Source organism: Amycolatopsis sp. NPDC088138 (assembly GCF_044741685.1).
Taxonomy (GTDB): Bacteria; Actinomycetota; Actinomycetes; order Mycobacteriales; family Pseudonocardiaceae; genus Amycolatopsis.
This window is the reverse complement of sequence record NZ_JBIUTB010000004.1, coordinates 75,247-97,151: the sequence shown is the minus strand read 5'-3', so window position 1 is coordinate 97,151 and position 21,905 is coordinate 75,247. Positions and strand designations below refer to the sequence as shown.

18 protein-coding genes are annotated in these 21,905 nt (G+C 69.3%); 9 read left to right on the top strand and 9 right to left on the bottom strand.

Features of this window, described 5'->3' with window-relative positions; genetic code table 11:
* The first annotated feature begins 40 nt into the window (after positions 1–40).
* The 7 genes from ACIOD2_RS21805 (at position 41) to ACIOD2_RS21775 (ending at position 11,024) form a co-directional block, all read left to right on the top strand.
* Entirely contained in the window at positions 41–4,393 is a 4,353-nt protein-coding gene (locus tag ACIOD2_RS21805; protein WP_400540684.1) for a hypothetical protein, read from the top strand.
* A gap of 98 nt (positions 4,394–4,491) precedes the next feature.
* Positions 4,492–5,184: a Crp/Fnr family transcriptional regulator gene (locus tag ACIOD2_RS21800; RefSeq protein ID WP_400540681.1), complete on the top strand. Its 693-nt coding sequence runs from the start codon at positions 4,492–4,494 to the stop codon at positions 5,182–5,184.
* A gap of 60 nt (positions 5,185–5,244) precedes the next feature.
* Entirely contained in the window at positions 5,245–5,940 is a 696-nt protein-coding gene (locus tag ACIOD2_RS21795; protein ID WP_400540678.1) for a Crp/Fnr family transcriptional regulator, read from the top strand.
* 170 nt (positions 5,941–6,110) lie between these two features.
* The gene (locus ACIOD2_RS21790; RefSeq protein ID WP_400540675.1) at positions 6,111–7,589 is read left to right on the top strand and encodes a hypothetical protein; all 1,479 of its coding nucleotides are present in this window, start codon (positions 6,111–6,113) and stop codon (positions 7,587–7,589) included.
* Between the two features lie 21 nt (positions 7,590–7,610).
* Positions 7,611–9,524 carry a hypothetical protein gene (locus ACIOD2_RS21785; RefSeq protein ID WP_400540672.1) on the top strand — a complete coding sequence of 638 codons (1,914 nt, stop codon included), beginning with the start codon at positions 7,611–7,613 and terminating at the stop codon, positions 9,522–9,524.
* A 1-nt stretch (position 9,525) separates the two neighbouring features.
* Positions 9,526–9,774 (top strand): hypothetical protein, encoded by a 249-nt coding sequence (locus tag ACIOD2_RS21780; RefSeq protein WP_400540669.1) that lies wholly within the window; start codon positions 9,526–9,528, stop codon positions 9,772–9,774.
* Positions 9,771–11,024: a CHAT domain-containing protein gene (locus ACIOD2_RS21775; RefSeq protein WP_400540667.1), complete on the top strand. Its 1,254-nt coding sequence runs from the start codon at positions 9,771–9,773 to the stop codon at positions 11,022–11,024. Before ACIOD2_RS21780 ends, ACIOD2_RS21775 begins: the two co-directional genes overlap by 4 nt.
* 5 nt (positions 11,025–11,029) lie before the next feature.
* Here ACIOD2_RS21775 and ACIOD2_RS21770 read toward each other — a convergent pair whose 3' ends face one another.
* The 8 genes from ACIOD2_RS21770 to ACIOD2_RS21735 form a co-directional block, all read right to left on the bottom strand.
* Positions 11,030–12,160: a hypothetical protein gene (locus ACIOD2_RS21770; protein WP_400540664.1), complete on the bottom strand. Its 1,131-nt coding sequence runs from the start codon at positions 12,158–12,160 to the stop codon at positions 11,030–11,032.
* Positions 12,160–12,852 carry a hypothetical protein gene (locus ACIOD2_RS21765; protein ID WP_400540661.1) on the bottom strand — a complete coding sequence of 231 codons (693 nt, stop codon included), beginning with the start codon at positions 12,850–12,852 and terminating at the stop codon, positions 12,160–12,162. Before ACIOD2_RS21765 ends, ACIOD2_RS21770 begins: the two co-directional genes overlap by 1 nt.
* 63 nt (positions 12,853–12,915) lie before the next feature.
* On the bottom strand, positions 12,916–14,091 hold the full coding sequence (locus ACIOD2_RS21760) for an acyl-CoA dehydrogenase family protein (protein ID WP_400540658.1): 1,176 nt from the start codon (positions 14,089–14,091) through the stop codon (positions 12,916–12,918).
* Positions 14,088–14,957, bottom strand: coding sequence for an SDR family oxidoreductase (locus tag ACIOD2_RS21755; RefSeq protein WP_400540655.1), 870 nt, complete (start codon positions 14,955–14,957; stop codon positions 14,088–14,090). The genes ACIOD2_RS21760 and ACIOD2_RS21755 overlap by 4 nt, the downstream gene beginning before the upstream one ends.
* Positions 14,957–15,796 carry a MaoC/PaaZ C-terminal domain-containing protein gene (locus ACIOD2_RS21750; protein WP_400540652.1) on the bottom strand — a complete coding sequence of 280 codons (840 nt, stop codon included), beginning with the start codon at positions 15,794–15,796 and terminating at the stop codon, positions 14,957–14,959. The genes ACIOD2_RS21755 and ACIOD2_RS21750 overlap by 1 nt, the downstream gene beginning before the upstream one ends.
* Complete coding sequence (locus ACIOD2_RS21745) at positions 15,793–16,224, bottom strand: SRPBCC family protein (RefSeq protein WP_400540649.1); 432 nt, start codon at positions 16,222–16,224, stop codon at positions 15,793–15,795. Before ACIOD2_RS21745 ends, ACIOD2_RS21750 begins: the two co-directional genes overlap by 4 nt.
* Before the next feature lie 7 nt (positions 16,225–16,231).
* The gene (locus tag ACIOD2_RS21740; RefSeq protein WP_400540646.1) at positions 16,232–17,416 is read right to left on the bottom strand and encodes a lipid-transfer protein; all 1,185 of its coding nucleotides are present in this window, start codon (positions 17,414–17,416) and stop codon (positions 16,232–16,234) included.
* Between the two features lie 71 nt (positions 17,417–17,487).
* A complete protein-coding gene (locus tag ACIOD2_RS21735; protein WP_400540643.1) occupies positions 17,488–18,795 on the bottom strand; it encodes a family 1 glycosylhydrolase in 1,308 nt (435 codons plus the stop codon).
* Between the two features lie 131 nt (positions 18,796–18,926).
* Between ACIOD2_RS21735 and ACIOD2_RS21730 the strand changes: the two genes are divergently transcribed.
* Positions 18,927–20,192: a PepSY-associated TM helix domain-containing protein gene (locus ACIOD2_RS21730; RefSeq protein ID WP_400540640.1), complete on the top strand. Its 1,266-nt coding sequence runs from the start codon at positions 18,927–18,929 to the stop codon at positions 20,190–20,192.
* Positions 20,189–20,533, top strand: a complete 345-nt coding sequence (locus ACIOD2_RS21725) for a hypothetical protein (protein ID WP_400540637.1) — start codon at positions 20,189–20,191, stop codon at positions 20,531–20,533. The genes ACIOD2_RS21730 and ACIOD2_RS21725 overlap by 4 nt, the downstream gene beginning before the upstream one ends.
* Positions 20,534–20,597: 64 nt before the next feature.
* Here ACIOD2_RS21725 and ACIOD2_RS21720 read toward each other — a convergent pair whose 3' ends face one another.
* Positions 20,598–21,887 carry a ThuA domain-containing protein gene (locus tag ACIOD2_RS21720; protein WP_400540634.1) on the bottom strand — a complete coding sequence of 430 codons (1,290 nt, stop codon included), beginning with the start codon at positions 21,885–21,887 and terminating at the stop codon, positions 20,598–20,600.
* Positions 21,888–21,905 lie beyond the last annotated feature (18 nt).

Genomic DNA, 21,905 nt, shown 5'->3' with positions numbered 1-21,905 from the left:
GTGTCAGCCTACGCATGGACGCCTCGCCGGGGAGGTTCAGGTGGCCCACGTCGAGATCCTCACGCGCGACGGTGAAGTACCGCCCGAGTGGAACGGTATGGTCCGGCACGCGCTGCAACGGATCAGCGACTCCGAAAAGGGCTGGCAGGGGCCGGTCGAGACCATCGAGATCACCCGCCTGATCGAGGGCGGCCGGAGCGAGGCCGTCGTCATCGAAGTCGCGTTGCGAGCCGGTGACGAATACCGCCAACGCGTTGTCAAAATCGGCCCGGCAACCGAAATGGCGGCCGAGTACGCAAATTTCAGCCGTTTTCTGGCGCAGTACCCGGCCACCGTCTGCGCCCCGATCCTGGAAGCGACCCCCGGCGCCGCGGACCCCGCCGAGCAGCGGGACGGCGAAGTCGAAGCGGTGGTGTACACGCACGTCACCGACTACGCGGGCCGTCCGCGAACCCCCGCGCCCACACTCGAGGACCTCGTCCACCGGGCATTCCGCGACCTGGCCGCCGTGCCGGAGGTCCAGCAGGTGATCGCGCAGTTGTTCACCATGATGTCGATCCCGTTCCACAATCGGCGAAAGGTGTGGCAGACGCTGTCCCTGCGGGATCTGAATCCGTCGCTGGGGCCCGACCTCGTGCTTGAAGCAGCGGCGGTTGAAACGACGGCGATCTATGCGGAAGACGTCCTCGACGGATCTCTCGGTTCCCGCGAATTCCGTCCCGGTCAGGAACTGCGCGTCGCGGCTTCCGGCAGTCGCGAGATCCGGGTCGAAACGCACGGCGGGTCACCCGGCACCGAGCCGGCCGGCCGGGTGCTGCGGAGCCGCTTTCCCGAACAGCGCGCCAAGCTGGACGGCGCTTTCACGACGGTCGAGCGGGACGGCAGCGCGGTGGTCGCGGACGGGGTGCGGACCGCCGATCCGGCCGGCGGGCTCCGGCCCGCGCTGACGGACCCGCGCTTCGGCCGGGTGCGCGGGGTGGTGCACGGGGATCTCAACGCGCGCAACGTGATGTGCGTCGACAGCCGGCCGATGGTGATCGACTTCGCCCAGACAGCCGAGAACCGGCCGGTCCTCTCGGACGCCGCGTGGCTGGAGATCAGCCTTCTCCGTGACGTCTTCGCCGAGCTGCCCTACGGGGAACTCGTTCGGCTGCAACGCCTTCTCGCCCTGGCCACCCGGATCAGGCCGCTGGTGAACGACGTCACGAAGCTCGAAGTGACGTTCGACGACCTCTTCGAAGGGCCTGCCCTCGCGGCCTTCCGGATTCTCCACGAACTGCGGGCGCGAGCCCAGCAGGCATTTCCCGTCGCCGACGCCTGGCTCGACTACCTGGCCCAGGTGCACTTGTCGGCCTACCGCACGGTCAAGTGGCACGGCCAGGCCGGCCTCAAGCTACGCGCGGTGCACGCGGCCGCCGCGGTCGCGACGGAGTGGCTCACCGGCCAAGATCCCCTTGCGCACTGGGAGGAGCTGCCGGACCTGCTGCGGCGGCTGTCGCCGATCATGGACCTCACCCACCCCGACGCGGTGACGGTGGTGACCGGCCTGCTGACCGCCGTGGACGCGCGGCACCCAGGCGCCGAAGCACCCGGGGTCGACGTACTGCGGAACCGGTTCGTTCGTGCGCGGTACGTCGAGCAAGCGCGTGAGCTGGTCGTCGAGCTGTCCCGCGAGCACGGTAACTACCTGGACACGGGCGAAGCCGGCAACACCGGCTCGGCGGTCGTGGTCGGCGGACCCGGCGCCGGGAAGTCGCGGCTGCTTCGCGAACTGGCCTACCAGGGTGCGATCGACATCGCCGGCCCCGGGTGGGGGCTGAGCCCGCTGCGGGTGCCGCTTTTCGTGACCGCCGCGGGTCTTCTGCCGAACGCCTTGCCGTTGCCGCACGAAGCGCTCGTCCTCGGCGCGGCCCACATCCTGCTCGACGGCCTCGACGAGGTGTCCGCCGAGGACCGGGACCGGATCGCCACCTGGTCTCGTGACCTGCTCGCCCGCTTCCCGCGAGTCCGGCTGACGGTGGCGGTGCGCAACGGCGCCTGGGCGGCCGGCGCGTTCGCGCTCCCGGTGATCCGGCTCTTTCCGTGGAACGAGGGGGAGGTCAGCTGGTTCCTCAGAGGCTTCGCCTTCCCGGACGGGGTGCGGCATTCCCTGGAGTCGGACATCCACGACGTGCACCATTCCGATGGCGGAGCGCCGCCGGGATTCGTCACCATGGTCGCCGAAACCACGGCGAAGGAGAGGTGGCCACTGCCGATCGGTGACTCGTACGAGAAGTACTTCGCCGGTGACCTCACCGAAGACGACGTGGCGACGCTGGCTTCGCTCGCGACGGCCGCCGTCGACACATCGGCGTCCGTGCGGCCCGATGTCGATGTCAGCGCCTTCCTGGACCGCGGGATCCTCGACGGCGACGAGGACGGTGTGCGCTTCGCCAGGCTCGCGGAGCGAGACTTCTTCGCCGCACAGGCCTTGCTGGCCGGCGGCGATTTCGTCCGGGAGCGCGCCCGCGCCTTCGCCTGGCGGGACGTCTGCCTGCTCGCGGCGAAGCTGCCGAGCACACCCGACGCGGTGGTGGACCTGATCGTGGACAGCGTGGGCGTCGCCGACCTCCACTTCACGGCGCGGCTGCTGTCGTTCCGGCCGACCATGGCGGCCGCCCGCATGCCGATCTGGACAGCGCTGCTCACGGACCCGGCCGCCGGCCCCTACACGCACCGGTCGGCAGCGGAGGCCCTGAGGATGACCGGCATTCCTCCCGCTCGCCGGGCCCTCGGCGAAATTCTCCTCAAGCAGGCGACACCCGTCTCGACCAAGGTCGAGATCCTCCACGCGCTCGAGCCGGGTCTCTTCTCGGAGCCGGACGGCCCGGGACACCAGCAGTGGCTCCGCCACGTCCTCGGCGCGGTACTGACCGGTGACCACCCGGCCGAGATCCTGGTTGCCGCCATCTCGGTGATCGATCGCGGTGGGGTCCGGGGGCTCGAGGTACTCCTGGCCGATCAGCTCCGGTCCGGAGAGCCGCTGGTCGCCGCCGCTGCCGACCGGGTCCTGCGCTCGTCCGAGGTGGTGGTGCCACGGAGCCTGGAGACGATCCGGGCCGAGCTGGTCTTGACGCGGCTCAAGCAGGTCGAAGCACAGCTCCCGGCGTTGTCCGGCGGCGCCGCGATCCGGGCCGCCGGCGAAGAGCGGCTCCAGCTGCTCGAACAGACGAAGTCCGGGACGGAACTGCTACGCCGGAGGTTCTCCTACGGCATCAACGCCGCTGTCGCGGACGCCCTCGCCGCGATCCCGCGCGAACAGCCGTTCCCGGTCGACGCGTCCCGGCTGGCGGATCTCCCCGCGGACGAGGCGAGGGCCGCCGCCCACTGGATCATCTCCGAGGCTCCCAAGGCTCCCGGGACAAGGGAAGCGCTGGTCCTGTCCGCCCGGGTGGACTCCCCGCTGCACCTCCTGCTGATCGCGGCCGAAGCGGTCTCCTCGCCCGCCGCCGTGGAGCACGCGGCGAGCCTGGTCACAGAACTCGCCGAGGTCGTGACTGCGGACCGGATCGAGGGCCTGGCCGCGCTGGGCCACGCCGTCACGAACTACGACCGCCGGCGAGGGTTCACCGTGACACGGCACGCGGCGCGGGTGCTTCACGACCGCGGTCTCGCGGCGCGCCGGAACTGGCCCTGGATCACGATGATGGCTCACACCAGTCCTCATCCCGATCTCCTGGACGACTTCCTGGCCGAGGGGATCGACGACGCCGTCGAGGAACTGGCCCGGTACGCGCCGACCGGGGACGGCCAGTACCAGCGCGTCCGGCTCAGCGCCGCCGCACGCGCTTTCGTGCTCGGGAGCCACCGGGACAACGACGTCCGATGGGCACTCGCCGCCGCGGCGGCCGGACTCGCGGAAGCGGTTTCCGCCGTACTGGAGATCGCCGGGAATCGCGAACTCGCTACCGTTGCGGAGACGATTTCCACCGGCCGTTACGGGATCGTTGAAATGGCGCCGCACGGCCATGTTCTCGCCGCTCTGGGCGGATTGGCCCGCGAAACCGGTGAAGTCACCGAAGCCCATCGCCTGCTCGAAGAATTCGACACCGCCGGTATGCATTCGAGCGTCGAAGCCGGACGACTGGCCGGGCTGGCGTTCCTCGGCGACTGCGAGCCGCTGCTCCGCGCCGCCCCAGGTGACGGCGGTCCCCTGGACATGGCTTCCCACCAGGCGATCCGCCGATGGCTACCCGGTCCGTGCAGCCCTGACGGGTTCCGCGGCCACGGGGACGTCGCGGCGCGGCTGCTGGAAGTGCTGAGCGAGCCCGGAATGACACCGGGCCGCCGTTCCCTGCTCGAGGAACTGATCAACAAACTGGAACAATCACACGGAAAGCTTTTGGCCCGCTGACGGCAACTGGGCCGAACGGGTTGTAACGCTGGCGCCTTTTCCCGCGAGCTTGGTGTGGTGAAACGAGCAAGTTCGGCGCGGGGAGAGGTGGATCGCCTGTGGTCGCCAGCGATCGGATACTGCCGGACCGGGGACTGTTCACCGCGCTGTCCCCCTCGACCGTTTCCGGCCTCCTCCGGATCGGCGCCGGGCGCGTGTTCCACGCCGGTGACGTACTGGTTCGCGAGGGAGAGTCGACGACGTACGTCGTTCTCCTGCTGACCGGCTGCGCCAAGGTCACCGCGACGACCGTCGACGGCGGCCGGGCCCTGCTGGCGGTCCGCGGCAGCGGAGAACTGGTCGGGGAGCTCGCCGGGCTGGACGGGCAGCCCCGGTCGGCCACCGTGACCGCGGTCGGGGAGCTGACCACCCGGGTGGCCGGCCGAGCGGAGTTCGAGCACTTCCTCCTCCGGCACCCGGACGCGGCGATGGCCGTCAACCGGATGGTGGCCGCCAAACTGCGGTGGTCGACCCAGCGCCGCATCGACTTCAGCGGCTACGACGTGGCCGTACGCCTGGCACGTGTCCTCGTCGAACTCGTCTCGTCCTACGGCAGGCTCACCTCGCGCGGCTGGGAGATCGGCTTCCCCCTCACCCAGCCCGAACTCGCCGAGCTGATCGGCGCCGCCGAACCGACGGTGCACAAGTCGCTCACCGAACTGCGCCACCGGAAGGTGCTGGACACCGGGTACCGGCGCATGACGATCGTCGACCTGCCGGCATTGCGCATCGCCGCCGGGCTGACTCCCTGAATCACCGAATCCCGTGCCAGCACGGGGTTCAGTGGCGTTCGGCACGGCACAGTGCGGTCGGTGAAGGGCGAGAAATGGCCGCGTTACTCCCTGCTCGGCAGGCTCGGCCGGCGGACTCAGGAGACGTTGCTCGGTCTCGGCACCCCCGTCGGCTACGAGGCGCACCAGCGCATCATCCGGCAGGGCGACTCCGCCCGGCACACCCTGCTCGTCCTCAAGGGCCTGGTCAAGATCGTGGTCGACACGGAGCGGGGACGCGACGTCGTGCTCGCGGTCCGCGGCCCGGGTGACCTCCTCGGTGAGATGGCGACCCTCGAGCGGCGGCCGCGGTCGGCGCACGTGATCGCGTGTGTCCCGGTCGAGGGCCGCGTCATCCACAGCCCGGACCTGAACGACTTCCTCGAGCACAACACGGAAGCGTGCCTGGCCATGGCCAGGGTGCTGAGTGAACGGCTGCGCGGCTCCGACCGCCGGGGCATCGACGCCATGGTGTGCCCGGCACCGGTCCGGGTCGCCCGGACGCTGCTGGAGGTCACGCGCCGGTGGGGTGAAACCGGCACGACCGGCCGGATCGGCATCCCCCTGTCGCAGAAGGACATCGCGTCCCTGGCCGGAACGGGGCTGAGCTCGGTGGAGAAGGCGTTCAAGCTTCTCGAAGAGGCGGGCGCGCTCGATCGCCGTTACCGGCAGGTATTCATCACCGACCTGAGCTGTCTGCGCCGGTTCGGCGAACTTCCTGACGAGATCCCGTACTAGTACGGGGTCGGCGATCGCTTTCTGTCACAGAGTTGGGGCCGTCATCCTCCCGCCACCGCCGTTCGAAGGACTTCTCCGCATCTGGGTGCGGGCCTTCCAGGCGAAGCCGTTGCGCACGACCGCGCTGAAAGGGTTTCTCGATGCCGACTCCCCGAGACAGGGTCCAGCAAGTGCGCAAGGCCGTCGGCGGACTCGGCAAGCGCCGGGCCGGGCCGGCGCCGGGCGAAGACGTCTTCGCCCGCGCCTACCCCGAAACCACGCGGGTGACCGAGCACTACCACTACGAGCAGGAGATCTCGCGCAACTCCTCCACCCGGCGCAGCGAGGCACCCACCGGCGAGATCGAGATCGTCGTGCCGTTCGACGGCGCGGACCACTTCACCCGCCAGGCGCGCGACGACGTCGCGGCCGCGGTGCGGCTCCGGTCCCCGGACGAGCCGACCACCGCGCTGATCGGGCACCTGCTGTTCGCCGGCCACCAGCAAAGTGATCTGGGTGAACAGCTCGGCCTCGACGACACCTACGGCGCGCTCCCGATCCGCGTCCCGATCACCGGCGAGGGCGGCCCGAGCGGGCTCGACGACCTGAGCGGCGACCGGCTCGCCTGCGTGATCAGTCACGACTACGCGCCGAAGCCCGGGCTGCTCGAAGTGGTTCCGATCGACGTCGAAGTCGGGCTGCTGGACCCGGACACCGTCGGCGACGTCGACGAGCTGCCGCGGGGCCGTCAAGGTGAGATGGACTTTTCGAAACTGAGCCAGCAGCCCAACTTCGAGTCGTTCCTCTGCCTGGTGCTCCAGGTCAGGCTGGTCCTGCCGTGGAAAGAAGACCGGGAACCGCCGAACCCGGTGATCGACCGGGTCGCGCTCGACTGGCCGTCCATCACCTCCCTGCGCGCGCTCACCCTGCACAGCGAAGGGAAAGAGGTGCCGATCACCTACAACCCGGTCGAGCGCAGCATCGAATGGCGGAACGTCCCGTTGCGCGCCAAGCCATCGGCCAAGGGACGGGAAGACGAGCTCGAGTACGTCAGCGCGCCGATGGTGCTGGTCATCGAGCAGCCCGGCGAGCTCTACCAGCAGGTAAGCCTGGACGGCCGCGTCGAGGTGAAGATCCCGGACTACCTGCTCTCGGGCATGCGCACCCGGCTGTTCGACGGCACCGGGCGCAAGACCGAGCGGGCCGGGCGCGAAGAGGTCAGCTGGGTCAGCTCGCGCATCCACCTCATCCTCGACGACGCGTTCGCGAAGCGCACCCTCCGGCCGCACCAGCACCTGTACTTCGACGAGATCATCCCGGAGGACGCCCGCATCGCCGACATCGAGAACGCCTTGCGCACCAGGGGTTTCACCATCCACTTCAAGAGTTCCTCGGACAGCGGGGCGAAACGTCAGTGGGTGCGCACGGCGGAGCGCTCGGAAGGGCCGGAGAAGCTGGTGCTCACGCTGTACGTCGAAGGCACCCGGCACGAAACCGAGCGGCAGATCCAGCGCGGTGGGCAGACCTTCACGACGACGTTCCCGAGCGGCGAGCTCAGGTTGTTCATGTACGGCGCCCTGCCTCGGACGAGCGGGACGATCACCCGTGAGATGAACGCGCTGCACGCCGTCCTCCGGGACCGCTTCGCCCGTATCCGCTCCTCGCACTGACTCATCACGAGAGGGACTGAAATGCCTGTCAAGATCCGGGCCCGCGCCCCGCAAGCCCGGTGCCATCGTTGCGGGTCGTCGAAGATCGCAGCGCTGTGCCACCACTGCGGCGTTCCGCTGTGCCAAGAGCACCGGTCGGGGCCGATCGTCACCAGTGAGTTCGACGGCCTGGGGTTCCAGAAGGCCGAACCGCAGCACTGCGAAACCCACGAACACGTCGTGAAACCCTCGATCCGCAAGTTCGTCTACGCCGCGGCGGCGGTGGCCGGCCTGGGCGTCCTGCTGATGTTCGCCTCCGTGGTGACCGGGCTGATCCTGCTCCTGATCGGCCTCGCCGGCGGAGCGCTGGCGTGGTTCGAGGACCACCGGCGGACCGTCGCGGCGTTCGAGAACCGGCCCAAGGTGCCGGTCGTGCCGAGCATCGACTCCGTCAAGGTGCGCGAAGTCGTGCAGGGCAGGCTCGTGCTCGACGAACACGGGACGTACCACAGCTCCGTGACGCCGGTCGAGGGTGCCATCACCCTGGGCATGACCTTCGGACGTCCGGATCAGGACCGGCTCCGGGACTACCGCGCGAAGTACCGGCTCGGCCCGGAACAGGACGTCGAGTTCTCGGCGGGGTACGCGGTGCTGTCCGGGCGGGCAGGCCTCGAGTTCACGGACCGGACCGTCACGCCCCCGGTACTGCCGTTGCACGGCCTGGTCCACGAACACCCGTTCCTGGCCGCGCCCGAGAGCCGTGCCGGCGCCAAGTGGCAGCTCGACCTGGCGCATCGGCTCACCAGCGCGCCCGAGGTCGACGCGATCCCGCTCTGGTTGACCCCGTCTCTGGTGCCCGAGTCCGACCAGCGGGCCCTCCAGCTGGACCTGCAGTGGCTGGGCAACTGGCCGTCGGAGGACGCGAGCCTCGAGGCCGACAAGGTCGAGCGGCTGACCCTGCACGTGCCGGTTTCCTGGGGGAACATCGAGTTCGTCTCCGACAGCCCGACGGTCGGCAGTATGGCCGATCCCGAGACCGGCGGGCGGCTGATCGAGTGGAAGCAGCTGCCGCTGGGCGCGCTGACCGACCACCGATTGACCCTGTCGGTCCGGTTCGAGGACCGGATCCAGCTGACCGACGTGATCACCGGTTCTCTCGTGGTCTCGTTCAAAGGAGCGCTTTCCGGTCTTGAAGGCGTGCAGTTCCACCACCCGATGGGCGGCCCCCGGACGAGCCGTTACGAGAGCGAGGTGAAGACGGAGGTCACCGCCGATCTCTCGCTGAACCTGAACGGCGTGCGGTACCAGGACGTGCGCGTCGTGCCCGACCACAAGAAGGACAACCCCCTGGAGTGCCCGGAGAGCCACGAGTTCCCCGGCGTCATCCCGGACCACGAGACGTTGATCGCGCTGACGGACGCGATGAGCGAAAGCGGTTACTACGTCAAGTGGGTCATCGGGCACTCACCGCGCAGCGGTGACCGGGAAAACGCGCTCAACCGCGCGTGGGACGTCGGCGGGCGGCTGTACGAGGGTGTCTTCCCGGTCGACTTCTACGTCGGGCTGACCGGCGAAGAGGTCTACGGCGGGGACATCCACGCCGAGGCGGGCGACAGCAAGGTGCGGCTGTCGGTCAAGGGCGCCTTCGCGAGCAAGGAGATGGAGGACCGCATCGAGTCCGTCTGGCACGGGCTGAACGACATCGTGGGCGAAACGCTCAAGGCGCGGACGAAGCCTGGCCCGAACGGCCGGAACCACCAGGGCGCGCACCGGCCGAAGCACGCCGGCCCGCAGTCCGACGAACACGCGGCCGCGCTCCAGGATCTGCGCCGCCGCCGGAAGGAACTCCAGTCCGCCGTGCTGGGGGGACGGATCTCGGAACAGCTCTTCCGGGAGCTCGACGGCCAGGTGGAACGGGAAATGGCCGAGCTGGACCGGCGGAACGGGGAGGACTGAAATGGCTTGGGAGTGCAGTGACTGCAACGCCCGTGAGGACGAGAAGGAAAAGGTGGTCGTCGACGCGGTCTGCCACCACTGCGGCAAGCCGCTCTGCCGCGACCACCAGGTGATCGTGGGGCAGGACGAGGCGTTCGCCCCGGCCGCGCCCGAGGAGCCGGCGCTGCGGGACCGCTCCGCCGTGCACTGCGAGAGCTGCCGCCGGACCCACCACTCGCGGGCGACCCTGCTCGAAGGACTGCCGACGTGATCACGGCCCAGCTGCTCGCCGGGGAGCTGACCGTCGGCAAGCCCGCGGACCTCACCCTCCGGCTGACCAACAACGGTGACCGGCTCTGCACGAACATCGTCTTCACGCTCCGGCTGCCACCCCAGATCACGGCCGTGCGGGGCAACCGGGCGGTGGAAGTGGCGCGGCTGGAGCCGGGTGAAGGTTTCCACACGCTCGTGCGCGTCCGCCCGCTGAAGGTCGGCCACTGGGCGGCCACCAGCGCCAATTTCTCCTTCCGCGACCACCGCGGCGCGGCGTTCCGCGTTTCGGACTTCAACGCGCCGCTGACGGTGGCCGCGGCGGAAGCGGAGGTCAAGGCGCCACCACCGAAGTTCGAGATCGCCTTGTCGACGCCGGTGCTGGCCCACGGTGAATGGGACACCTTGCGCGGCCACGTGAGCAACACCGGGCGCACCCCGATCAGCTGGGGCCGGTTGAGCCTGCAGGGGCCGTTCGACGTGGACCCCAACGGCGTCGTCGCCGACCTCGGCTGCCTGCGGCCGGGTGAGCAGGAGGCCTTCGCGTTCCACGTGCTGGCGCGGGAAGCCGGCCGCGAGGTGCCGGTGCACGTCGCCGCGCTGTGCGTCGACGAGTTCGCGCAGCGCGTGGAGACCGCGCGGAACCTCACGGTGCAGGTCGGGCACACCGCGAAGGCGGACTCGGGGAAGGTGCGCATCCTCTACCTGTCGGCGAATCCGACGTCCGCCGATCACCTCAGGCTGGCCGCGGAGGTGCGGGACATCAAGCAGGCGCTGCGCCACGGCGCTCAGCGCGACCGCTTCGAACTGGCCGAGCACGGGGCCCTGCGGTCCAGGGACCTGACCCAGGCGCTGCTCGACTTCTCCCCCAGGATCGTCCACCTGTCCGGGCACGGGGCCGAAGACGGCCGGTTCGTCGCCGAAACCGACGACGGCGGGCAGAGCGTGCTGTCCACGGCCGGGGTCGCCCTTCTGTTCGCGGAGGTGTCCGACACCGTCGAGTGCGTCATCGTCAACGCCTGCTACAGCGAGACGCTGGCACAGGCGCTGTCCGAGCACATCAGCTATGTGATCGGCATGCGCAGCTGGATCGGTGACCAGTCGGCCATGGACTTCAGCGTGGCTTTCTACATGGCCCTGGTCGCCGGGCGGGCGATTGAGCCCGCGTACCGGATCGGCAAGGCGCAGATGGTGACCGGAGAGCGCAACGGCCGGGGCGGTGACGTGCCGGTGCTGTTCCGCAGACCCTGACGCGGTCAGCCGCCCGGCACGTAGACCCAGGCCCGTTCGGCGAAGTTCTTCTCCGGCAGCCGGGCCTCGACCGGCGCGAAGTCCGCCGGGTCGAGCGACCCGTACCCGTCGGCGATGACGTCGGTGAAGAGCACATCGGACACGATCAACGCGAAGTCCGCTTCGCGCCGGCGGGTGAGGGCGGCGCGAACCGGCGCGCTGTCCAGCAACCGGTGCACGGCGATGGTGACCCCGCCGATCCACCCGTTCACGCCGGCGGCGACGTGGCCGCGGTGCAGGGCGACCCGCAACCGCAGCCGGGCGTGCGCGTTGAGGTCGGCGTTGGCCGAGGCGAGCGCGGCCCGGATCCCGGAGACGAGCCGCGGAATCACCACCGACTCGTCGACCCCCGGCGGCAGGATGGAGAACTGCCCGTCCCCGGACTGCTGCAGGTCGACGTCCGCCTCGAGCAGGCCGGCGTGCCGGCGCGCCTGTTCGAGCACGGTCACGAGCCGCTGCTGGGAGCGGGCCGCTTCGACGGAGCTGAACCTGCTGTAGGACTCGGTGTCCACCGCGAGGCACAGCCGCACGGCGGGCGGCCGGGCACTCACGGAGCCGGCGGGGTTCACGGCCGGGCGGACCGCTTCGGCCCAGCCCTCCGGCGGGGACAGCGTGAACCGGGTGGGCGGGCAGCCGCCGTGGAAACGGCGAGGCCGTCCGCGGCCGGCGAGCACCGTCGCGTCCAGCCGCAGGAATCCGGCCACCTCGGTGAGTTCCACGGGTGCGCAGACGACCGCCCGGGCCTCGCCCGCCGACGGGATCGGCAGGTGTCCCAGCGGATCTCCGAGCAGCCAGCCACAGCCGTCGGGGAGTTCGGAGATCGCCATCAGCGTGTCCGGGGAGCCGGCCTCGCCGGTCGCCTCCCACACCCGGACGCGCTCGTCGTCGAACCCCACGACCAGGTGCGCCGCGGCAAAAGCGCCGCCCTGGACCGGCTCCAGCGCGAATCGTGCACGCAGCTCGAAGAGCGCCGTCCCGGCCGGTGGTCCGGCCGTGTGGTCGACGGCGGCCGTCCCGGTGCGCGGCGGGTCGAGCCGGACCACGCCGAGCCGCCGCCCGCCGCTGGTGAGGGCCGCCGCGACGGGTTCGCCGCCCATCACCGGACCGGCGGGAGGTCGGGGCCCAGCCGCGCCGGGCCGGCGAGGAACGCGCTCTGCGGCGCGATGAGGGCCCGGCCGAGGCGGCCGTGGGCCAGGTCGCCGTAGTTGGCGCAGATGACGCCCGCACAACTGTCGTCACGACCGGCCTCGACGAGCTCCCGCCGCAACCGCACCGCCGCCGGGTCGAGCAAGGCCAGCTCGTGCACGTCGAAGCGGCGTACCTGCAGGTAGTCCTTCCCGGGCACCGCGGTGGGCCCCTCGAGCACCGTCCTGACCGAGGTGAAGACGAGCGACCCGGTGAGGGGGCCGGCCGCGTCGAGGCCGACTTCGACCAGTTCTTCCCGCAGTTCGCGAAGCAGGCATTCGGCGGCGGTCTCGCGGTAGGTGCCGGTGGCGAACCACGCCTGGAACGAGCGCAGCGCGCCGACCGGCAGGATCCCCCGCAGGTCGCCGCGCATCCGCTCGGCGCCGTCGGTCGTGCGGTCGGGCTGGAAACCCCAGGATTCGAGCAGGCGGAGGGCGGGCGGGTGGATCTTGAAGACGCCGCCCGGCGGGCCGTAGGCGCCCGGTCGTTTGGGCGAGTCGAACAGCACGTACCGATCGTCGTCGGTCACCCGGAGCAGTGCGCTGTAGGACACCCGCACCGGGTGCCGCCGCTTCGTGGTTCTGAACCCCGCCGAGAAGGTCACGGCCCGTCCCTCCCTCACCGTCCCTTCCACGATTACACAGCCGCGGCCGTGAGGGGAGATCAGTCAGGCCAGCAGCGCCTTGGCGATGTGGGTCACCTGGATCTCGTTACTCCCCGCGTAGATCATCAGCGACTTCGCGTCCCGCGCGAGCTGCTCCACCCGGTACTCCGCCATGTACCCGTTCCCGCCGAACAGCTGGACCGCTTCCATGGCCACCTCGGTCGCGGCCTCCGACGAGTACAGCTTCATCGCCGATGCCTCCGCCAGCGATGGGCGCTTCCCCGCGCGCAGCTTGGCCACCGTCTGGAACACCATGTTCTGGACGTTGATCCGCGCCACCTCCATCTTCGCCAGCTTCAGCTGGATCAGCTGGAACCGGCCGATCTCCTGGCCCCACAGCGTCCGCGACTTGGCGTACGAGATGCACAGCCGCTGGCACTCGTTGATGATGCCCAGCGACAGCGCCGCCACGCCCACGCGCTCCGCCGCGAAACTCTCCCGCGCGTCCGACGAACCCGACGACGACAAGAGCCGGTCCGAAGAAAGACGGACGTCGGAGAAGAACAGCTCGCCCGTGGGGGACGACATCATGCCCATCTTCTTGAACGCCTTGCCCTGCACGAACCCCGGCATCCCGCGATCCAGCACGAACGCCAGCACCGGCCGGTCTCGCGGCGCAGAACCGTCGTCCAGCTTCGCGTAGACCACCACGACGTCCGCAAAAGGGCCGTTCGTGATGAACGTCTTCTGGCCGTTCAGCACGTATTCGTCACCGGAACGACGGACCGTGGTCTGCATGCCGCCGAACGCGTCCGAACCCGAATCCGGCTCGGTGATCGCCCACGCGCCGATCTTCTCGAACGTCGCCAGACCCGGCAGCCAACGCTCCTTCTGCTCCTGAGAACCCTTCGACAGGATCGTCGCCGCGGTCAGGCCCAGCGAAACACCGAGAGAAGCCACGATTCCCAGGCTCACGCCGGCCAGCTCGCTGATCGCGATCAGCGCCAATGTCTCCTGGCCGCCCAAAGAAGAAGAGCCAGAAGACGACGGTGACAAGAGCCGCGAGACCGCCTCCGAAGCCATTACATCCAGCCCGAAGGCGGCGAAGAGCTTCCGGATGATGTCGTACGGTGGCAGCGCCCCACTCTCCAGCGCATCCAGATGAGGGCGGATCTCCTTCGTGATGAACTCGCGGATCGAGTCGCGGACCAGCAGGTCCGTCTCGGACCACTCGATCACGGCAGCCTCGCCGCGATGTCGTCGATCGCCCACGGACCTTCGGTCTCGATGACCTTGACGTCGTGCCAGCCGGCCAGTTCCGAGATCGCGCCGCCCTGCACCGCGAACACCTTCCCCGTCAAAACGCACTTTTCGGTAGCCAGATAGGCCACCAACGGCGAGATGTTCGCCGGCGAGAACGCGTCGAACTCCCCTTCGGAAACCGGAGCCGCGAAGATCGCGCCCATGCCCGGGGTCGCCAGCGTGAGCCTGGTCCGCGCGATCGGGGCGATGGCGTTGACGCGCACGCCGTACCGCTCCAGCTCGGCCGCCGCGACCAGCGTCATCGCCGCGATGCCCGCCTTCGCCGCGCCGTAGTTGACCTGGCCCGCGTTCGGCAGCGTCACCCCGGACGCCGACGCCGTGTTGACCACCGCCGCCGCGACCGGCGTACCCGCCTTCGACTGGGCCTTCCAGTACGCCGCCGCGTGGTGCAGCACCGCCGCGTGTCCCTTGAGGTGCACCGCGATGACGTCGTCCCACTGCTGCTCGGTGATCCCGGCGACAAACGCGTCGCGCAGGATGCCCGCGTTGTTCACCACGACGTCGAGCCGCCCGAACTCCGCGACGGCCTGGTCGACCAGCTCCGACGCGCCCGCCCACGACGTCACGCTCGACGTGTTGGCCACCGCTTCCCCGCCCAGCGCGCGGATCTCCGCGACGACATCGGAAGCGGGCCCAGCGGACGAGCCGCTCCCGTCGTTGTCCCCGCCGAGGTCGTTGACGACCACCCGCGCTCCCTCGCGGGCGAACAGCAGCGCGTGCTCCCGCCCGATCCCGCGACCCGCGCCGGTGATGAGCGCGACGCGCCCGTCGAGTGCACCCATCAGCTGTCTCCGATCTCGGCGAGGCCGTCCTTGACGACGACCTTGTCTCCCACAGTGGTTTCGAAGGCGTAGACACCAGGACCCGCCGACCAGATCGACGTCGAGAGGTCCTGGCCCGGCAGCACCGGCGACGCGAACCGCACGGCCAGCCGCCGCAGTCTGTCCACTGAGGACTCACCGATCTCGGTCAGCAGCGCCCACGACGTGAACGCCATCGTGCAGAGCCCGTGCGCGATGATCCCGGGCAGTCCGGCGGCCCGAGCGACGTCTTCGTCGAGGTGGATCGGCATCGGGTCGCCGGCGGCCGGGCCGTAGCGGAACGTCTGATCGTCGTCGACGTGCTGGCTGACCTTGGCGACCGGGGCCGAAGAACGCAGCGCGTCGTCGAAGCGGTGACCCGGGCCGAGCACCCCCTGCTTCTCGTCCGCGTCGAAACCGCGGACGAAGAACGTCACGTACTGCTCGTTCACCAGTTCGCCGGAAACGGAACGGCACTCGAGGTAGACGGTCGCGCGGGTCCCCTTCGGCAGGCCCTCGTACCCGGTCATCTTCGCCCGCGACACCAGCGAGTCGCCGGGCCGGATAGGGCGGTGGAACCGGAAGTCCTGCTCGCCGTGCAGCACCTTGCCGAACAACGACGTCGGCACGACCTCGAGGGCCGGTTCCAGCAGCGACTGGAACACCGGCACGATCGCGAACACCGGGCTCGCGACGTCGCCCGCGCGGTGCGCCGGGATCGGGTCGTTGGTCGCAGCCGCGTACTCGGCGAGCCGCTCGCGCGTGACGTCGAACGGAACAGGCGACGTCCACTTGTCCAGGCCGGTGGCGTCGAACTTCATGCGACCAGGGCCTTGAACTTGTCGAGGGACTCGTCGAGGTTCTTCTTGCCGTCCTTCTCGACGGCCTTGCCGAGCGCCCCGACGATCATCTGCCCGGTGAACTCGGCATCGATCGAAGCCGCCGAACCGGCGCCGGCCGCCGCCACCGACAGCGAGAACTTGATCTTCACCCCGGCCATCCCGGTCCCGGAGATGACCAGCCGGTGCGGCGCCTCATACGCGTCGACGGTCCAGGTGATCGTGTTCGCCATGCCGAGCATCGTGACGACCTCGGAGACCTGGGCGCCCTGCGCGAACTCGGCGGGGACGTCACCCTTCCACTTGGTGTGGATGGTCAGCCACTTCTCGAAGTTGTTGGGGTTCGAGAACTCCGCCCACACCTTGTCCGGTGTGGCGGGCAGTTCGACGGACGCGGTGATCTGGCCCATTTCTCTCCTAGGCTCGCTGGTAGGCGGTGACGACGGCGGCGCCGCCGAGTCCGATGTTGTGCTGCAGCGCGGCTCGCACGTCCGGGACCTGCCGCTTGTCCGCGTCGCCGCGCAGCTGCCAGGTCAGTTCGGCGCACTGGGCGAGGCCGGTCGCGCCGAGCGGGTGCCCCTTGGAGATGAGCCCGCCGGACGGGTTGACGACCCACTTGCCGCCGTACGTCGTGTCGTTGTTGTCGACGAGCGTCCCGCCTTCGCCCTCCTCGCAAAGCCCGAGCGCTTCGTACGTCAGGAGTTCGTTGGCGGAGAAGCAGTCGTGCAGCTCGACGACCTGGAAGTCCGCGGGTCCGAGCCCGGCCTGGTCGTACACCTTCACCGCGGCCTGGCGCGTCATGTCGTAGCCGACGATGTTCTTCGCGCTGCCGTCGAAGGTGCTGCGGAAGTCGGTGGTCATGGCCTGCCCGACGATCTCGACGGCCCGCTCGGCCAGCCCGTTCGTCTCGACGAAGGCCTCGCTGGCCAGGATCGCCGCACCGGAGCCGTCCGACGTCGGTGAGCACTGGAGCTTGGTCAGCGGGTCGTAGATCATCCGCGACGCGAGGATGTCGTCGAGGGAGTAGACGTCCTGGAACTGCGCGTACGGGTTGTTCACCGAGTGCCGGTGGTTCTTTTCGCCGACTTTGGCGAAGTGCTCCGCGGTCGTGCCGTACGCCTTCATGTGCTCCCGGCCGGCGGCGCCGAACATCCACGGCGCGGGCGGGAACAGCACCTCGGAGATCTCGGCGAGCGCCTGCATGTGATGGCCCATGGGCTGCTCACGGTCGTCGAACGTCGAGCCGAGCGAGCCGGGTTTCATCTTCTCGAAGCCCAGCGCCAGCACGCAGTCCGCGCGGCCGCCGCGGATCGCCTCCGCGGCCAGGTACAGCGCGGTCGAGCCGGTGGAGCAGTTGTTGTTGACGTTCACGACCGGGATCCCGGTCATGCCCAGCTCGTAGACGGCACGCTGCCCGGACGTCGACTCGCCGTAGACGTACCCGACGTACGCCTGCTCGACGGTGTCGTACCCGAGCCCGGCGTCCGCCAGGGCGTTGGTCCCGGACTCCTTCGCCATCTGCGGGTAGTCCCAGTTCTCGCGCCGCCCGGGCTTTTCGAACTTCGTCATCCCGACACCGACGACGTACACCTTGTTCGCCATGCAACAAACATACAGACCGGCATGTATTTATCAAGAGCAAGACCTGAACCCGCAGGTCAGCGGGACAAAATTCAGCCCAGCGGAGCCAGCGGACCCGGGTAGCGGGCCGGATCGAGGCAGCTGCCGAGGCCGTCGACGACCGAGCAGAAGCCCGGCGGACGCACCGGGGTGTAGCCCGCCGGGACCCCGTGCCCGTCGATCAGCTGCCGGTATGTCGTGACCGCGTCCGTCGGATGACGCACCAAAGCGGCATCCGAGCGAGCGTCCACTGTGTACAGACCGAAGCGGGGCTGGTAGCTGCCCCACTCGTAGTTGTCCGTGAGGCTCCAGTAGTTGTAGCCGATCACGTTCATGCCGTCGGCCTTCGCGCGCTGCACCCAGTAGATGTGGTCACGCAGGTGGTCCGAGCGCGTGTAGCCGTCCGGCCGCGCGTTGCCGTTGTCGGTCGGCATGCCGTTTTCGACGACGTACAGCGGCAGCCCCGGGAACTTCCGCGCGTAGTACCGCAGCGCGTAGTAGATCCCGTCCGGCTGCGGTGTCACCTTCCAGAACTCGCCGCTCGCCGCGTGGATCGCGCTGAGGTTGTCGAGGCTCGCGCCGTAGTAGTAGTCGAGGCCGGCGAAGTCGAGCTTGTCGCGCACCTGGTCGAGGAACGACGCGTCCAGCACACCCTGCACCGCCGGGACGTACGCGGTGTTGCTGGAGACGAGCGCACCCGGATCCAGCTGGTGGATGAGGTCGTAGGCGGCACGGTGGACGCGCACCAGCCGGGCCTGCGCCCACGGCAGCTTCCACCCGGCGAGCCCGCCGTTGGCGGTCTCGTTCTGCAGGTAGACGGTCGGTTCGTTGATCGTGATCCACAGCGTGCCGAGGCCCTTGTAGCGGTCGACGACGCGGCGGGCGTTGGCCAGCCAGGCGTCGACCGTGCGGTCGCTGTCCCAGCCGCCCTGGTCGGCGACCCAGCCGGGGTAGACCCAGTGGTCGAGCGTGATCATCGGCCGCATGCCGGCGTCGAGGACGTGCCGGACGACGTCGTCGTAGTACGCCAGCTCGGTCTCGTCGACCTGGCCGGGCCGCGGTTCGATCCGGGCCCACTCGACACTGAAGCGGAACACGTTCACGCCGAGCTGCTTCGCGCGGTCGATGTCCGCGACGTAGTTGTGCCGGAAGTCGACCGACTCGCGGTAGGGCTCCTTGATCGACGACGTCTTCGCCTGCTCGTAGCGGCGCCAGTTGCTGTCGGGCGCCGAGCCTTCCGCTTGGTAACCCGAGGTCGCGACACCCCAGAAGAACGGCTGGGTGACGGCCACCGCCGGCGAGATCCCCGCAAGGAGACCCGCGAGCACCGTCAGGACCACGAGGACTGAGCTGCGCCGCATCGCTCCCCCATTCATGAAGGAACTTCATGTTAGTGCCGCGGTGACTCGCCGCACATCCACCGAAGGACGGAAGACAACGAAGGTTAAGCAAGGCTAACCTCACTTCGATCTTCACCGAGTAGAGGGATGTCATGACCGCCGAAGCACCCACGCTGACCAGGACCGTTCCGCCGAAGCGGGCGAACCGGCGCTGGTACCGGCGCAAGCCCGTACGGCGCGCGCTGGTCGTCACGCACCGGTGGACGTCGCTCGTGCTCGGGCTGCTGCTGGTCCTCGAGACCACCGCCGGCGTCATCCTGCTCTACCGCGCCGAGTACTTCCGGGCCACGCACGCCGACTTCTACACGCACACCGAGAGCGCGCACCCGCTCGGCCTGCAGCAGGCGCGCGACCTCGTCAGGCAGGCGCACCCGGAGTTCCCCGCGGCCTGGGTGAGCAACGACGGCGGGATCATCGCCGTCGGCGACACCGACTACACCACCGCCTACGCCGTCGACCCCGGCAGCGGGCACGTCACCGGGCCGCAGAAGCTCACCGACGGCGTCATGGGCTGGCTGACGAACCTGCACGACTGCGCGTTCACCTGCAAGGACGACCCGGGGTACGTGTCGTGGCTGGCCGCGCCGGTGCCGTCCATCGGCTTCGACTGGCCGGCGGGAACGAACTGGGGCCTGTTGATCCTGGTCGTCCTGGGCCTGCTGATGATCCTGCTCGCGATCACCGGGATCGTCGTCTGGTGGCCCGGGTTCAAGAAGTTCTCGCACGGCTTCCGCGTCCGGCTCGGCAAGGGCCGCTTCGCGCGCGACTACGACCTGCACAACGTGATCGGCATCGTGTCGGTGCCGTTCGTGCTGATGTGGGGTGTCACCGGCGCCGCGTTCTACCTGCCGCCGGTGGAGAACGCGTGGCTCGCGATCACCGGCGGTTCGACGCCGGACGAGGCGAAGTACAGCTTCACGGCGAACCCGGCCGCACCCGGCACGCCGGTGATCAGCATCGACCAGGCGTCGTCGGCCGCGCTGGCCGCGTCCCCCGGCACCGTCCGCTACCTCGTCCCACCCGCCGAGGGCACGGACTACTACTCCGTGTCGATCGCAGACGACGGTTACCAGCCGTACGGCGCCCGTGCGTTCTTCGGCGGCGACCGCACGGTGTACGTCGACAGCCACGACGTCACCCACGTGTCCTCTGTGGACGCCGCACCGGAACCGGCGGCGAACCGCTTCTACAGCAAGGTCTTCGAGGCCGCGCACTTCGGCTGGCTGGTCGACGGCTGGTGGCGGCTCGTCTGGGTCGTCCTCGGCCTGGCGCCGCTCGCGCTGATGCTCACCGGCATCTCGACGTGGCTCTTCCGGCTGGGCACGAAACGCCGTCGCCGCAAAGCGCGCCGGGCGTGATCGAGCCCCTGGCCTTCGCCACGACGGTGCTCTGCCTGCTCTCCGGCCTCTTCGCCCTGGTCACCGCGGCGCTCGGCCGTTACCGCTGGCCACCCTGGCGCCCGCTGGCCGTCCTGATCGAACTGGCCCTGCTCACCCAGGCGATTGCAGGCCTGCTCTCCACTCACCACCCGGCGGAACCCGGCACGCACGTCGCCTACCTGCTCATTTCCCTGGCCGTCCTCCCGGCCGCCCTGGCCTGGGGTGCCCGAGACACCACCCGCTCGGCGGGCGCCCTCCTCGCCGTCGCCCTGCTCACCCTGGCCGTCCTGATGATCCGCCTCCAGACCACCTGGCGCTGAAAGCCGTGAATGGCCCATTGAGGGACTTAGAGTCCCTCAATGGGCCATTCACGGACCTTCCTCGCTAGCCGACCTTGAACGACTGGGCCGCGCTGCCGTTGCACGCCGACTGGACCAGCTGGACACTGTCCGCTGTGGACGATGCCGGTACGGTCAGGCACTTGCCCGTGTGACGGACGGCGAAGTGGTAGTACCCGCTGCCTTCCGACACCGGCTGCCACTGCTGGTTGTTACCGCCGCCGTAGGCCCACAGCTGCAGGCCGGCGTTGTCGGTCGTCGCCACGTTCGCGACGTCGATGACCTGCGCCGGGTTGTTCCGGTTGTTGATCCGGTCGTACCCGCCGCTGGTCGGGGCGAACTGGAACTGCTGCGCCGTGGTGCCGTTGCAGGCGTACTGCTGGATCACGGTGCCGTTCGCGCTGGCCGCGGCCCGCGCGTCGACGCACTTGCCGTTCGCCTTGTTCGACACGGCGTACCAGGCCGACGGGTCGATCGAGCCGTCCGGCGGCGGGGTGGTCGTGCCGCCGCCACCGAGCCACTTGAGGCCGTCAAGCAGGAAGCGGTTCTGGTCGGCGCTCTCGAACGTCGACGACAGCGCGGTGTTCGTGTCGTAGTTCATCGCGTTGTGGCCGAAGTTCGAGTAGATCATCTTGTAGTTCTTGTTGGTCCACGAGATCGGGTAGTACCCGCTGTACCAGGTCTGGCTCGGGTCGGTGCCGATCGGGAACGTGGACTGGTCCATCGACGCCAGGATGGTGATGTTGCTGTTCTGGCGCAGGTCGTTCTGCCAGGCGTACCACTCGGACGTCGAGGACTTGATCGTCGCCGGCAGGTTCACCGTCGACGGGTGGGTGCGGTTCTCGATCTTCAGCGTCTCCGGCGTCGGCCCCCACGAGTTCGAGGTGAACCGGCCGGTGCCGAGGAAGTCGTTGTGGAACCAGTTGGCGTACGACGGCGTCGTGTCGTCGTTGTAGGCGGTGACGTGGAAGCCGTAGAACCCGCCGCCGGCCTGCATGTACCGCTGGAAGCCCTGGAACTGCGCCTGCGACTGCGGCTGGTCGTCGAGGAACAGCACGACCTGGTACTGGTCCGGGGTGATGGACGTCAGCTGGTTCCAGTTGGTCGTCGAGGTGTAGGTGAAGCCGTTGGCCGCCGCCTGCTGCGGGAACCAGACGTTGGCCTCCTTCTCGAAGGAGATGTGCGCGGCGTCGTAGGTGCCGCTGTAGAAGGCGAGCACCTTGAACGGCGTCGCGGCGTGCGCGATGGGGGCCGCCGGGCTGCCGAGGCTGAGCCCCAGCAGCGCGGCGAAGAACGCCAATATCCGGATCAACGGGCGGCGGGTTCTGGACGGCATACGTGTTCCTTCCGGGTG